Origin of the sequence: Pseudomonas sp. NPDC086566 (assembly GCF_050280885.1) — a bacterium.
GTDB classification, from domain to species: domain Bacteria; phylum Pseudomonadota; class Gammaproteobacteria; order Pseudomonadales; family Pseudomonadaceae; genus Aquipseudomonas; species Aquipseudomonas vlassakiae.
The window spans coordinates 146083-159790 of sequence record NZ_JBNNWD010000007.1 but is presented as its reverse complement, the minus strand read 5'-3'; the positions used below and the strand labels follow the sequence as shown (position 1 = coordinate 159790).

Annotated in this window: 12 protein-coding genes; 9 read left to right on the top strand and 3 right to left on the bottom strand. The window is 56.5% G+C overall.

All coding sequences use genetic code 11. From position 1 onward, the window contains the following. The first annotated feature begins 3 nt into the window (after window positions 1–3). The 6 genes from ACQKPS_RS17740 to ACQKPS_RS17715 all read left to right on the top strand — a co-directional run bounded on the left by ACQKPS_RS17740 (window position 4) and on the right by ACQKPS_RS17715 (window position 6340). Window positions 4–519, top strand: coding sequence for a DUF3158 family protein (locus ACQKPS_RS17740; RefSeq protein ID WP_427605173.1), 516 nt, complete (start codon window positions 4–6; stop codon window positions 517–519). A 14-nt stretch (window positions 520–533) separates the two neighbouring features. Then, on the top strand, window positions 534–1046 hold the full coding sequence (locus tag ACQKPS_RS17735; RefSeq protein ID WP_427605171.1) for a single-stranded DNA-binding protein: 513 nt from the start codon (window positions 534–536) through the stop codon (window positions 1044–1046). Between the two features lie 198 nt (window positions 1047–1244). Further along, entirely contained in the window at window positions 1245–1631 is a 387-nt protein-coding gene (locus ACQKPS_RS17730) for a hypothetical protein (RefSeq protein ID WP_427605170.1), read from the top strand. Between the two features lie 414 nt (window positions 1632–2045). Continuing rightward, on the top strand, window positions 2046–2243 hold the full coding sequence (locus ACQKPS_RS17725) for a CrpP family ICE-associated protein (protein WP_023660706.1): 198 nt from the start codon (window positions 2046–2048) through the stop codon (window positions 2241–2243). 120 nt (window positions 2244–2363) lie between these two features. Beyond that, entirely contained in the window at window positions 2364–4274 is a 1911-nt protein-coding gene (locus tag ACQKPS_RS17720; protein ID WP_427605167.1) for a DNA topoisomerase, read from the top strand. A 98-nt stretch (window positions 4275–4372) separates the two neighbouring features. Then, window positions 4373–6340 carry a DEAD/DEAH box helicase gene (locus tag ACQKPS_RS17715; protein WP_427605165.1) on the top strand — a complete coding sequence of 656 codons (1968 nt, stop codon included), beginning with the start codon at window positions 4373–4375 and terminating at the stop codon, window positions 6338–6340. 81 nt (window positions 6341–6421) lie between these two features. Here ACQKPS_RS17715 and ACQKPS_RS17710 read toward each other — a convergent pair whose 3' ends face one another. Together ACQKPS_RS17710 and ACQKPS_RS17705 are read right to left on the bottom strand one after the other, a co-directional pair. Beyond that, window positions 6422–7744 (bottom strand): APC family permease, encoded by a 1323-nt coding sequence (locus tag ACQKPS_RS17710; RefSeq protein WP_427605163.1) that lies wholly within the window; start codon window positions 7742–7744, stop codon window positions 6422–6424. 217 nt (window positions 7745–7961) lie between these two features. Continuing rightward, on the bottom strand, window positions 7962–8774 hold the full coding sequence (locus ACQKPS_RS17705; RefSeq protein WP_427605161.1) for a LuxR C-terminal-related transcriptional regulator: 813 nt from the start codon (window positions 8772–8774) through the stop codon (window positions 7962–7964). A 119-nt stretch (window positions 8775–8893) separates the two neighbouring features. Between ACQKPS_RS17705 and ACQKPS_RS17700 the strand changes: the two genes are divergently transcribed. From ACQKPS_RS17700 to ACQKPS_RS17690, 3 genes are all read left to right on the top strand, one after another. Then, window positions 8894–9709: a carbon-nitrogen hydrolase family protein gene (locus ACQKPS_RS17700; RefSeq protein ID WP_427605159.1), complete on the top strand. Its 816-nt coding sequence runs from the start codon at window positions 8894–8896 to the stop codon at window positions 9707–9709. A 316-nt stretch (window positions 9710–10025) separates the two neighbouring features. Continuing rightward, the gene (locus tag ACQKPS_RS17695; RefSeq protein WP_427605157.1) at window positions 10026–11120 is read left to right on the top strand and encodes a polyamine ABC transporter substrate-binding protein; all 1095 of its coding nucleotides are present in this window, start codon (window positions 10026–10028) and stop codon (window positions 11118–11120) included. A 629-nt stretch (window positions 11121–11749) separates the two neighbouring features. Next, on the top strand, window positions 11750–12643 hold the full coding sequence (locus ACQKPS_RS17690) for a LysR substrate-binding domain-containing protein (RefSeq protein ID WP_427605155.1): 894 nt from the start codon (window positions 11750–11752) through the stop codon (window positions 12641–12643). On the opposite strand, the gene ACQKPS_RS17685 is transcribed toward ACQKPS_RS17690, so the two are convergent. After that, complete coding sequence (locus tag ACQKPS_RS17685; RefSeq protein WP_427605153.1) at window positions 12640–13548, bottom strand: MBL fold metallo-hydrolase; 909 nt, start codon at window positions 13546–13548, stop codon at window positions 12640–12642. The genes ACQKPS_RS17690 and ACQKPS_RS17685 overlap by 4 nt on opposite strands. Between the last annotated feature and the right edge of the window lie 160 nt (window positions 13549–13708).

Genomic DNA, 13708 nt, shown 5'->3' with positions numbered 1-13708 from the left:
CCAATGGATGCACTGCAACAGGGTGCCTTCAAACCGCTGCAACAGGGTGCCTATCAGGGGCTGCAACAGAGTGCCTCACTAAAAGGCCTTTTAAAGCCCTTTAAAGGTAAGGGGGAGCTGGTCCAGTTGGCGGAGCATTGCGCTTCGCTAGAGGCGGGGCTGCGCACCCTTACCCAGGAAGTGCTGGCCCAGGTTCGCCAACATCCATTCGCTCTGCTGCCCGTCAGGCTAATCGAGCAAAACACAGCAGCTGGCACAACCTTTCTTCGCTGGCAAAGCGTGCAAGAGCGGCGCATGGGTGTCGGCGTATGGGCTCAGATGGTCCACGCCCCCAAAACACCAATCCACTTGCTGCAGGACCTGTTTGCCCTGGAGCAACACCGAATCACTCTGAACATGCAGATCAGCCTCATCCACTCCATCGGCAAACAGGCCGCCGAGTGCGCAGAAAAGATGGGGCAGGCCGAGGCCGAGTATCAGGCTCGACTGCAGCAGGTCATGAACCCACCTCAACACTGAACGGAGATACACACATGGGTACACCAGTAGTTTGGGAAGGCAACGTCGGCAACGCTGCTGAGCACCGGTCGTTCGCCAACGGCAATAAAGATCCGCGGCACATGCTGCGACTCAATGTCATGTTCGACAACTCAATCCCTGATGGCCAGGGCGGCTACAAGGATCGTGGAGGGTTCTGGAGCAACGTTGAGTGGTGGCATCAGGACGCCGAGCGCTTTGCTGAACTTTTCCAGAAAGGTATGCGGGTCCTGGTCATTGGCCGGGCGATCATGGACACTTGGAAAGACAAACAAACGGGTGAAGACGTGTCGGCGCTGAAGGTCGAGGCAAGCCGCATCGCGATCCTCCCACATCGTATCGAAAAGATCACCCTGGCATCGAACGGCAATGGTCAACGTCCGCCCATTCACCAGCAAGGTCAGGGGCGCAGTCAGACCAGCGGCGGCCACGCTCAAAACGTTCCTCAGCCGAGCCCCGACGACCTGCGCCACTACAGCGATGGCTTTGACGACGACATCCCCGTGTAGCCCCCCTTAATTTGGCGCGCCACATCGCGAAGCTCATGGTGACAAGGACGTCACTTCGAGTTTCCCCTCCCTTCGATGAGACATCGCCACGGCATTCTATCTACAGCCTGGCAGGCGATTTTTCAGGCGCCTCTCGTGAAGTCACTGGGGGGCAAGGAAGGATCATCGCCACCTCATTCCGCTTCGAGGTATCGCTCCATGCACCACGACTACCCGGGGTATCCATCCGTCAAAGCGACGGTAAACTCCTCGCGCTACATGGAAGCTGTACAAGCTCTCGAAGGCGTTCGCCAAGTCTTTTGTGACGGCGAAACCATCCTACTGCCCGAGGCCGAGGTGAAGGCCATCGAAATGCTTCGCCTACAGTTCAATGCCACCTTTGAGTATGGGCGGGCCGAGGAGTATGAGTTTGCGACCAAGGCCCGGGATGCAGGAGTGATTGCTGAGCTCCTTCGACTTGGGCAGGAAGTTTGCGACATCACAGGTCAACACGCTGAGGTGATGGTTCGTGCCGCACTGGAGGACCCCAGCGCGACGCTGCTGGCATGGTCGGCACCCTACCGCTCGAGCATGATTCCCCACTAGCTTTGGCACGGGCATTGGCGTGGGAGCTATTTTCAGGCACGCCACTCGTGAAGTTTCCGGAAACAAGGACGGACCGTCGCGACCTTCCTCTGAACCTGGCGTCTGATGCTTCACATTACCGGCGACAAGGACCTTCTGTTGCGGCCGCAGCTCGTGAAGCTCCTACGGCGAGGACGCAAAATCGTAGCCGAAGGGGCGCTGCAGGCAGCGCTTGCCCAGGTCAGGGGCACATTTGAAATGCCAGCGTTGGCAAATTACCATTTACTGAAGGCATCTCCGCTATACGGCTGCTAACTTGTCTCGAAGTGAGGCACAGGGTCGCGAAAAACGCCCTTATCGAGGAATTGCTGGTGGCCAGGTCGTTTGAGGCGTGACTTGCCCGGCGTTAGCAGTGGCGCTGATGAGGAACAATCGATGCAGAACGAAGATGCCCAGGAGCGAAAAGCGGACAGGCGCCAGTTCAATAACCCCCATCCTGCGGTGGAAGCTGCTGGGGTTGAAGCCGCCGAGAAAGGGCTGCCCATATATGCCTGCCCCTACAAGCACCCTGCCATGCTTGCCTCCTGGCTGAAAGGGTACAAGCGCGCCCAGCAGCTCACCCTCAATTTTTGACCATTCCTCAGTGCGCCTGAGCCCTACCGAATTCCCTTCCTTCCAGTTGACCATTTCGCGTTGTGCCGTCCTGGGTCGGCGGCAAGAGTGCTCCCTGATTTATCTGTGCAGGGGCACGCTATGAAACTCATGATCATCGAGGCACCGGGCAAGCTGAAGAAGCTTGGGCCCATGATGAAGAAGATCCGCCCTGGCGAGCACTGGGTGGTGCTGGCATCTGGTGGCCACATCCGAGATCTCCCCCAGTCGGGTCAGGACCACACGATGATCACAACCGGCGTCTTGAAGACCCTTCGTCCGGTCTACGAGATCCTGCCCAAGAGTGCCCGCAACGTCAGCACCATTCGAAATGCGCTCAAGGACGCCACGGAGGTGTACATCGCCACCGACCCGGACCGGGAGGGGGAAAGTATCGCCTGGCACATACAGCAGGTGCTGGGGATCCGCGAGTACAAGCGAGTCACGTTCAATGAGATCACCCAAGCCAGAGTACGGGAGGGCCTGGCCAATGCACGGAGAATCGATGGGCAACTCGTTGCATCACAAGAGTGCCGGCGAGTGCTGGACCGCCTGGTGGGCTACCTAGTCACGCAGGAGCTTCGCAGAGTCCTGGGCCAACCTACCTCCGCTGGTCGAGTTCAGTCACCTGCCCTTTACCTGGTGGTGTTGCGCGAGCGAGAGATCAGGAACTTCAAGGTAGTCCACCACTTCGGGGTAGAGCTGACCTTCAAGGACGAAACCACCAGTATGGACTGGACTGCAGTATGGCAACCGATCCCCGACTTCGCGAGCAAACAGAACCCATATATTCAGGACGGCACACTCGCGGCAAGGGTTGCCGCAACGCGCGCGGTTATTGTCGAGTCATGTGAAGACGGCAAGAAGCGGCGCCCCCCACCCCCACCGTTCATTTCATCCACCCTGCAGCAGGCGGCCAGCGTAGCGCTGAAATGGGACCCGGACAAAACTATGCAGGTCGCGCAGCGCCTGTACGAGCAGGGGGTGATCACATATCACCGGACGGATAACCCCAACTTGGCCGATGAAGCGATGCCAGATATCCAGGCAGCGGCTCGCCGAGAAGGCCTCGACGTTGTTGACGAGCGCCGGACGTTCAAGGCTGCAGATAGCGCCCAGGAAGGTCACCCCGCAATTGCGCCAACCGCATGGGAGGATGAAGTCGCAGGCGAGTCTGCTGATGAGCAAGCGCTGTACAAGCTCATCCGGGTCAGGGCGCTGGCCAGCCAGCTCGCAGACGCCATCTACGACGTGCGCATGGCCAAACTGCTGGCCAAGGGGCCGGATCAGAGGCCTCTGCGCTTCGCCGCGACCGGCAGCACTGTCGCCTATCTCGGCTGGATGAAGCTTTTGCAGAAGGACGAGACGGATGAAGAGTCCACCGACCTCCCCAAGAATCCGGTACCGGTGCTCGAGCCCAAACAGATCCTCAGCGTGCTTCAGGGTGAGGTGCTGAACCAGAAGACGAAGGCGCCGGCACGCTTCACCAAGGCAAGCCTGATCAAAGAGCTGGAGCGACTGGGGATCGGACGCCCCAGCACGTTTGCATCGATCATCAAGAACATCACCGGCAAAGGCCTGGTCGTTGAGGAGAAGCGCAAATTGGTCCCAGGTCCGTTGGGGGTGAGCACCATCGACCAGTTGGAGGGCCGCTTCAGCTTCGTCGAACTGGCGTTCACCAGCACGCTGGAGAAGGACCTGGACCGAATCGCACGAGGGGAGGAGCAATATGGGTCGGTGGTCGCCAAGTTTTTTCAGCATCTCCAGACTGAGCTCGCAGCCCTCCGCCAGGCGCCCACAGGGGCGATGAAGGCTCGGTCACCAGAAGCTTCAGCAGGCACCCAAGGCGGCCATTCCTGCGGCAAATGCGGGATGCCACTGGCGCGCCGTCAGAAGCGCGGTGATGGGGGTTACGACTTCTGGGGATGCACAGGGTACAAGGTGAACAACTGTCGTGTGAGCTACCCCACGGTGAGCGGCAAGCCGGATATGTCCAAGCCCAAGGGCTTATAGCCAAAATGCTTCGGGGGGCGATAATCCATTTCTCCTGTAGCCGCTCTCCCCCAGCTGCCAATCTGCTCGCTCTTACGGGTGCAGTCAGCGGACGCCAATTGAAACGACCACGCCTCCTCAACAGCCAGCCAGTGTTGCTCGAAAACGCCGTGTTTGACGGCTACGACATGGGCATCCTCATGCCCTACATTGAAGGCGCCAACAAGGTCATGTTCGCACGTAGCGGATTCTTCATTCGCCGCGGCGACCACCCACTCTGCCGTTATTGGCGCGTGCCCAAGGCCAAGTTACTCGACGAGCTGGACCTTATTTACCACCAGTTGATCGATCTGGCCGGTGGCAAGGTCACGGAATCATGGCAAGCCTTCCGCCAGAAGATCGAGAGCGCACTGGCCAACCCACGCCGAGACGCTTTCATCTATGGAATGCTGCTGCGGATTGCCCCGTTAGCCGACGGCGGTGTGCTGCTGTCTGGAGATTATCATCCTGGAGTCGTAGCAGTGGCCCGCCGGATGAGGGGCGTATTCCTGGGCCGATCAAGCTCCTGGCGCATCAATGCAACCGCGGAGATCCTGCGCAGCAACTTGATCTTGGAGCTTGGCCTAGTCGAGGAACAGTTCGAGATCCTGGACGTGGTGCAGGAGCTGCTGGGCGATGGCTCCGTCGTGCCGTCAGCGGACATCCCGCGCATCACCCTGGGCGGTGCTGCTCAGGAACCCTCGACAGCCGCCACCGGTGAGGAGAGCTCCAACGACATCTACCTAGCTGCCGTCTCCCCGATTGAACGCACCGAGTTTTCAGATGCAACGATCGCTCAGGCCCTGGTCGGCTATTCCCTGCTCGATCACCAGCCTGCTGGCATCGCTCACCTGCTCCAGCGCACCAGCGCACTGCTGGCTGATGATATGGGCCTCGGCAAGACGCGCCAGGCCATCATCGCGGCGCATATCAGTGCAGCCGGTCGCCCTATCCTCGTGGTGACCCTTTCCTCATTGCTGATCAACTGGCAGCGCGAAATCCTGGCGGTCTACCCCGACGCGGCAGTCGCTGTGCAGAAGCACGACCCGCTGGTCCAATGGATGCTGATCAACTACGAGCGCCTCGGCGACTACGTGCTGCTGGCTGAGCATTACCACGTTCTAGTGGTCGACGAGGCACACCAGCTGAAGGAGCCCACGGCCGAGCGTACACGCCATGGTTTCGATATTGCCGCCAAGGTGCCGAATCGCTATCTGCTGACAGGCACGCCTGTACTTAATCGCGAGACGGAGCTGCACACTCTGCTACGTCTATCGGGGCACCCGATCGGCCAGTTGCCCCTCAGCGATTTCTGCGAGCGCTTCGCCGGCAGCCCAGAGTTCCGGCAAAACCTCCGGGCAGAACTGGGCGACTGGATGCTTCGCCGGCGGAAAGACGTTCTCCCCGGACTCAAGGGTAAGCACCGGCAGTTGCTGCCCGTGGCGATGGGGGTGGGGGAACGGAAGAAGTACGACAGCATTCGCCTCGAGGACAGGCCTATCTTTGCCAGGCTCGGCGCGCTTCGCCATTACCTCGAACAGCTGAAGGTCAGGGTCGCTATGGACCTTGTTAGCGAGTTGGACCCCGAAGACAAGATGATCCTCTTCTGCGAGTTCAAGCCTACCGTAGCGCGCCTCAAGCAACTGTGCGATGCAGCCGGTATCGGGAACGTCACCCTGGTCGGTAGCGACTCGCTACCCAAACGCCAGAAGGCGATAGACAAGTTCCAGGGTGATCCCGAGTCCAGGGCCTTCATCTGCACCACCCAAGCCGCCGGTACCGGGAACAACCTCACTGCCGCCAACTACGTTTTCTTCCTGGGTTTGCCTTGGACCCCAGGACAACAGGACCAGGCCGAAGACCGAGCGTACAGGAATGGCCAACTTCGAACCGTGATCGTTAAGATCCCCCTCGTCGAGAACAGTATCGATCAGGAATTGTGGCAAATGCTCTTAGCGAAGCGTCAGGTCAGCTTGGAGCTCATTGAGCCAGAAGAGCAGCAGGACGCGTTGGCTAAGGCCATGCTGGCCGAGACTATAGCCCAGTAAACTCCCCGGAATGGTTGGTACACTAAGAATGGGTAAATCGCAGGTCTCGCCGACACTCTTGGGCATTGTAATAAAACACGTTCAGGACTCCACCTCGATCAACCCGGGCGTAGGCTTGCAAAACCCTGCTGTGAGCCACATCAGGTAAAATCCACCGCACACCAACCATACGACGCCAATTAGAATCACCTCAGCACTCAACAACCATAGTAGATAGAGGTTCGCCCCAATAGCTAGCAGCGGGAACACTACGAACCCTAGCGCACTCAAGCGTTGCTTGTGCCGCTCGCGCAAATAACAGACGATTACACAGACATTAACCGCGGCGAAAGCCAAAAAGGCACCGAAGTTGATCAGCGAGGCGCCCGAACTGACATCCGCGACCAGACCGATACACCCAAGTCCAGCGATCAAAAGCAAGTTGAATCTCGGTGTCTGGCTCCGGCCTTGCAAGCGCGCAAAGTAACGTCGAGGCAACACATCTTCACGCCCCATGAAAAACAACAAGCGGCTAGCACTGACTTGAACCGCCAGACATGATGCAAAACCGCCGATGATTCCGCCCAGGTTGATGAAATCCGCAAAAAACTGTCCGCCCACAGCAATCGAGATCGAATACGTGGCAGTTTCAGGATCATTGAACTGGCCACCGGGGTGGCTCAACTGCAGAATGTAGGCCACGGCGGTGAACAACAGACCACCCAGGCTGATCACCAGGATAACCGCACGAGGGATGTCGCGCTGCGGTCGCTCGGCCTCTTCGGCAAGGGTGGTCACCGCGTCGAACCCTAGGAAGGAATATGCTGCGATAGCGGCGGCGGCGGTCAGCCCGACGATGCTGCTATTGTCATTCCACACCGCTTGGGTGAAGCCCACCTGCGACTGACCCGCTAGATACTTCAGGCAATAGCCCACGAACAACAGCACGAGCAGCACGCTTAGTGCGGTGAGCAACTTGTTCAAGCGGTCAGTCAACGCCATGCCTCTAATGTTCACGGCAGTGGTCAGGGCGATATTTATCAACAGCCAACCCCAGGTGGGGATCGTAGGGAATTGCGCGTTGAGGAAAACCGACTGCAACAGCCAGGCCACCATTGGCATGAACAAATACGCCAGAAGCACCGTCCAGCCCACAAAGAACCCGCAACACGGGCCTAGCAGGCGCTTGGCGTAATAGTAGGCCGAGCCTGACGCAGGAAACATGCTCGAGAGCTTGGCGTAGCTCAGAGCCGACAGCAGCATAGCACCCGAGGCAAGCAGGAAGGCCGTGGGTGCAATGCCTTGGCTGCTTTCGGCAATCACCCCGAAAATCACTATTACCAGACTTGGGCACATATACGCTAGGCCAAAAACCACCAGCGAAGTGAGCGACAGTTTGAAGGGAGTGGAAGTCGACTCATGCATCGCCGACCTCCCAGCTAACAGCAATACATCCAGGGGGCTGGTCAGGAATGGTATGGGCCATCGGTCATCCTCTCTTGTGTTCTTATCGGAGGCTGAGAACAGGCTTCGCAGCGTGCGCCACGAAAGGCTATGGGTGCTCGCTCAGACGCCAGCCATTCAAGTATGCGGATCTCGACGTAGATTCCTATAACGCCGAATGATTAACCCGTGGGGGTTATCAAGAGATGGAGCGCGGGCTGCCGAAGCGCTCACCAGGCAAGAACAACAATGAGAAAAGCTCACTCTGCGAATTCACGTCCAGCTTGCGGTAAACGTTTCGCCGGTGGACTTTCACCGTCTCGACGGAGAGATCGAGTTTGATCGCCGCTTCTTTGTTGGAGTGCCCTGAAAGAATCAGCCGTACCACATCCAACTCTCGTGCGGTGAGCACCGACTCCAGTTGCCGGCGCGCCTCGTCGCGGCCCTGAACGCAGTTCACGGCTGGTTTCGCGGGCGCCCGCTCCGGCAGGCCCTCGAACCGCAGGCGTTGACGCATCAGGCCAATCAACCAGGGGCGTACAAGCTCCAACAGGGCAAGCTGCTCGGCATTGAAGCGCCGGCAACCGCCCAGAGACAGGCATAGTATGCGTCCCTCACCTAACACCACATTGAACTGCACCTCGTCGGTGACTACGTTTTGAGTGAAATACAAGCGGTAGTAATCGGTCTGCTGGAAATGCTCCGGGGCAATGTCAGCCAGCCGCACCAGAGCGGTCGAGGGATGCTCCCGGCTATTGATGTAGAACGGGTCCAGCAGGTACAGGCCGTTAGCGTACTCGCTTACCAGTGGGTCGGGCCCCTCCCGGTCATAGGGACTCTGGTCGAAGATCAGGGGTTTGTCATGACTGAATAGCAAGGCAACCCAAGTGTCCACCTCGATGAAGTCGCCCAGCAGCGTGGCCAGCGTGCGCCAGAAACTGGGCCGATCAAGGTGCTCAATACACTGGCCTATGCCCTGATGCCATGAAAGATCTTGCAGACTCAGGCCCATACCTACCCCCAGGTTAACCAATCGGCGTAATTGCTTTAATAGTCGTTGTTTTCATACTTGCATCACCCTTAGTAAAAGTCATCCGCCCCAAATCGGCGGACAAAGCGAGATGGAAACCCATGAAGATCGAAGTGGTGCAAACGACGACACGTGACGGCGACACTCCCTACAACCTTAGGTGCATCCTGGACGCAATTGCCCAATGTGCCTCAGACACCGACATCGTGCTGTTTCCTGAGTCGCATCTGACCGGATTTCTCACCCAAGAAGACGTGGGCATGCTGTCAGAAGCCATCAATGGCGAAGCCGTGCAGACGGTGGTTGAGGCCGCGCGTCGGTACAATGTGGCGGTGGTACTAGGGTTGTACGAAAACGCCAACGGCACGTTCTACAACACCACGCTGTTTATCGCTCCGGAGGGAATCCTGCTCACCTACCGCAAGACACACCTGTGGGTGCCTGAGCACGGCATCGTGGTACCGGGGGATCGCTTCGCGACCGTCCAATGGCGAGGCGTGCGTATTGGCCTGCTGATTTGTTACGACAGCGAATTCCCCGAGACCGCGAGGGCGCTAACAGCGCTCGATGCACAGGTGGTGCTAATAACCGATGGCTTGTGCGAACCGGAGGACAACGTACATCGCGTGTCGGTGATGGCGCGTGCGATGGAGAACCAAATTTTTGCGGTGGTAGCCAACCGAGTTGGCGAAGGGCCAGACGGTTGCGTGTTTGTGGGCAACAGCCTGGCGGTCGATCCTTTTGGTCGAACGTTGTTCAACGCAGGCCGAGGCGAGTCGCGCCATACCGTGACTTTGGACCTTACGCTGATAGGCAAGGCTCGTGCCTACCACGACTACCGCGCCAACCAGCGCATCGCTCTGCCGGGTGAAAGGATCGAACACGCCAGTGGGCTGCGTGAGCTGATAGTCGGATGAGGCAATAACTCAAACTCAGTCAGATCCACCAAAACACACAAAAACAAGAACAGAAAGCCCCAGATGATTTTGCGTAAGCTCATAGCAGGTAGCCTTCAATCGCGAGTGCCGGCACTTTGTCGATACTTCGCGCAAATCGCACACACCCGCGAGCTCTGCGATTAACAGTTGAATAAAGCGTTTACGTTTGCCCCGCGCGCGCGTCGAACACGCAATTGGGCGACCATTTGATAATCCCATTACCCAAGCGCCATTCGCTACCTGCCATAACACACTGCCGGCCACCCATGCGGGTCAGGCCGGCCAGGAGCCCTGCATGAAACGTCCTATCTTCATTTCGATTGGCCTGGCCTCATTACTCTCATTCGGCATCGTTCAGGCCGAGCAGCCAACCGTGCACCTGTATAACTGGTCCGATTTCCTCGCTCCGGAGACCGCCAAGGAGCTCAGCACCGCCGCCGGGATCGCTCTTGTGCAGGACGTCTTCGATGATGCTGAGGCGATGCAAAGCAAGCTAATGGCCGGCCGCAGCGGCTACGATGTGGTCATGGTTCCGGACGACCTCTTGCCAAACTTCGTAAAGGCCGGAGTGCTGGAGGAGCTAGACCGCACTCAGTTAACCAACTGGTCACACTTGGACCCGGAAGTGCTGAAGAAACTTCAGGTGAACGACCCTGGGAACCGCTACGCGGTGCCCTACATGTGGGGTACCACGGGCATTGGCTACAACGTTGACAAGGTCACCCAGGCGCTGGGGGCTAATGCACCAGTCGATTCCTGGGACCTGATTTTTAAGAAGGAGAACATCAGCAAGCTGAGCACTTGCGGCGTGGCCATGCTAGACGCGCCGGTGGAGATTATCCCTATCGCACTGCACTATTTGGGCCTACCACCGAACAGCAAGAACCCGGACGATTATCAAAAAGCCGAAGCGCTTCTGCGCAGCATCCGTCCGTACGTCATGTACTTCGACTCCTCGAAATACCCCTCAGACCTTGCCAACGGTAACATTTGCGCGGTAGTCGGCTGGGGCGGTTCGGTCTATAGCGCCCAGCAGAATGCCGAGAGGGCCCACAGCGGCATTAATATCGCCTACAGCATACCGCGTGAGGGTGCGCCGGTGTGGATAGAGAATATGGTCCTACTTAAGGATGCCCCTCACCCGCAGCAGGGTTACGCCTTTATGAACTACATATTGCAGCCTCGAGTCACAGCACAAAACTCTAACTACGTGGGCTACCCTAACGGCAACAAGGATGCTACCCCCATGATCAACGCGTCCTTGCGCAACAACCCCGCACTCTACCCGACCACCGAGGTCATGAGCACCCTGTATCCGCTTGAAACCCTACCGCTGCGTCTTGAGCGACTGCGCACGCGGAGTTGGACCAAAATCAAAACTGGCACCTGAAGGCTCGGAATTACAGCCAAAGAGGTCGATCCCTGCTGGTAGATTCCGGCAGGGATAGGCCAGAAGCCGAGCCGTAACCGGCTCAATCTCAGTGCTTACCCGGTCTTGTTCCATTTGACTCTCTTTGCTTCCTTCTCCTACTACTTTGCGACGCTGCGAGTGATCCTCTGTTTCATTGTTTCGGAGGCATATTCATTTTTTCACGCGCTAAACTCTGTTATTAGAACCCCGTCGGAATCGCTGCGTTCTCGGCAATGGCGTTTTATCCATCTTTTCTTCGGCCATAAACTGATATGAAACAAAAAGAAAACGCATTGTAAAGCGATAGCGGTTGCTACAAATTAAGATTAAACAACGTTCTTTCATGAATCATCTGCGCCATTGATAGGTGCGGCCTTTCTCAGTCAGACTATCGGTCCGATGATATATTATCCATACCTGCTCACATCGTTTCGAACGCAATGCGAGGGAACCATACGTCGTTCGAGCTTGCTAGATCAGCTGAAAGCAGCCATCCTATTACGGAACCGACGCATTTTTGTACCAAAAGTCGTTGTTCAGGACACCACTGGCAGAATTCTAGTAGGCAATTGCTCCCGTTTGTTAGCAAGAATTAAACCGGATCCCCGATGGCACTTCCCCCATTGCATAGCTTTAAAGTTTTCGAATGCGTCGCCCGGCTAGGCAGTCTTGCTGCCGCAGCGGTTGAACTCCATGTCACTACGGGTGCCATTAGCCAGCAGCTCAAAGCTCTGCAATCTAGTCTCGGCGTGGAGCTTTTCTCCAAGCGGGGGCGTCAATTGGTTCTTACTTCAAACGGCCGCCAGCTCCATACGCGTGTCGCTGCCGCTCTTCGCGAAATCAATGATGCTGTAGGCGAACTAGTAATAGACAATGAGCAAAAGCAGGAGTTCGTCAGTATCACACTGTCTATTCCGCCAGCTGTGGGAACCGAATGGCTGGTCTCGCCTCTGTTACGCTTGATGTGCAAATCGCAATCACTAAAGGTTTCCGTGATAACGGCAGCAAAAATGGCTCACGTGGATTGGCGTAGAGCCGATGTTGCTGTGGTATACGGTACCCCCGCGTGGCCGGGGTATTGGTGGCGCGAACTTCATGGTATCCGCTTGCTTCCCGTATGCAGCCCGCAGTTCTTGCGTGGACCGATGGCCATTCATAAAGTAGAGGACCTATTGAAGCATAGGCTTTTGCACGAGGACGACGGAAGCCAGTGGCAGCGTTGGCTAGCAGAGGCTGGTTGTTTGCGGGGTGGGTTCGAGAATGCGTACTTCGAAGACTTCGGTATAGTGCTTCAGGCGGCACGAGAAGGTTTCGGTGTCGCTCTGAGTGACGAAATCGTATCAAAACGAGATCTTGACGAAGGAAAATTGGTATGTCCTTTACCAAGCTCCGTACCGGCACTGCACAATTACTATGTCGTATGTGCGGAAAGTGCGCGTGAATGCCCGGAAGTCCGGGCGTTCATCGATTGGCTTCTTGAGACAGTCTGCCTTTCTAACTAGTAGCCGAATCCCCGACCATCTGTGAAGCGTATTTTGGTTAGTATGCTGATGTCATTTTCTACTTTATAGAGTTCGGAGCTCCGAATGAGTTCTGGATCACTGAAAGATTCCGCTTTGGCTCGTCCGGTCTGAATTTGCAGCATCTTGTCGCGGATAGCCACAATTTGGTCATAAGTCATGGCCGGTACCCTTGTTGGGTCTTCATCAGCATGGGCACCGTAGACAGCGGTCTTAGGACTGATGATCTTTAGAGTGCGGTCCAGAGACGACAAGTAATCCTTTAGGTTTCCGGCGAGAAGCCAGGATGGGTAAAGATGATCTCCTGCCAGCAGGATGTCATGTGCCTCATCGAACAGGGCCACTTCGTCCTGGGTGTGCCCAGGCACGCTAAGCACACGAACTTTTAAACCACCAAGATCGATCACTTCCTCAGGTTTCACCAGCCGTGCAACCTTGAAAGGCGGCACAACCATGTGGTCGAAGTTCCCCAGGTATACAGGTTCCGGGACGTGATAAAGTCCATCTTCACGCTTGAATTTTTGAGTAAAAGGTATATCAACTAAGTACACGCTTTGAAAATTATGCAGTCCGCCTAGATGGTCAAAATGCAAGTGCGAGGGTAGCACAGAGAGAGGTTTATCAGTGATGGTCCTGGCCACCGCTGTGATATCCTCCTTTTGGTTAGCACCTGCGTCAAACATTAAAGCCTGCTTCTCTCCTACTAACAGGTATGAGTAATTTCTCTGGTAGTAGGTTGGTTCTCCAATAGCGTAGAGAAATTCAGTCAGTTTGTGCACCACGAAGGCTGATTCATCCATTTCATTGGCCTCTGCTGCGTGAACAAGGAACGGAGCGGCGAGCATGACAACGGATAACAGCCCTAAGGATTTGATTAGCTTGCGCACGGATTGCGTCCTCTTTTCGATATTGATCGATTAGGGAGAGGGGATGGTATGCAGAACGTTACCTGCAAGATTATCTCACCGTCTGCGACGCGAGAATTCAATGCATTTTTTTTATGGATAAAAGCTTTAGCGCAACTAAAGGATTATAAGCGCTCTTTGA

Coding starts and splice junctions, on each gene's coding strand:
- ACQKPS_RS17740 (WP_427605173.1), top strand. CDS start 4: ATGGATGCACTGCAACAGGGTGCCTTCAAACCGCTGCAACAGGGTGCC.
- ACQKPS_RS17735 (WP_427605171.1), top strand. CDS start 534: ATGGGTACACCAGTAGTTTGGGAAGGCAACGTCGGCAACGCTGCTGAG.
- ACQKPS_RS17730 (WP_427605170.1), top strand. CDS start 1,245: ATGCACCACGACTACCCGGGGTATCCATCCGTCAAAGCGACGGTAAAC.
- ACQKPS_RS17725 (WP_023660706.1), top strand. CDS start 2,046: ATGCAGAACGAAGATGCCCAGGAGCGAAAAGCGGACAGGCGCCAGTTC.
- ACQKPS_RS17720 (WP_427605167.1), top strand. CDS start 2,364: ATGAAACTCATGATCATCGAGGCACCGGGCAAGCTGAAGAAGCTTGGG.
- ACQKPS_RS17710 (WP_427605163.1), bottom strand. CDS start 7,744: ATGCATGAGTCGACTTCCACTCCCTTCAAACTGTCGCTCACTTCGCTG.
- ACQKPS_RS17705 (WP_427605161.1), bottom strand. CDS start 8,774: ATGGGCCTGAGTCTGCAAGATCTTTCATGGCATCAGGGCATAGGCCAG.
- ACQKPS_RS17700 (WP_427605159.1), top strand. CDS start 8,894: ATGAAGATCGAAGTGGTGCAAACGACGACACGTGACGGCGACACTCCC.
- ACQKPS_RS17695 (WP_427605157.1), top strand. CDS start 10,026: ATGAAACGTCCTATCTTCATTTCGATTGGCCTGGCCTCATTACTCTCA.
- ACQKPS_RS17690 (WP_427605155.1), top strand. CDS start 11,750: ATGGCACTTCCCCCATTGCATAGCTTTAAAGTTTTCGAATGCGTCGCC.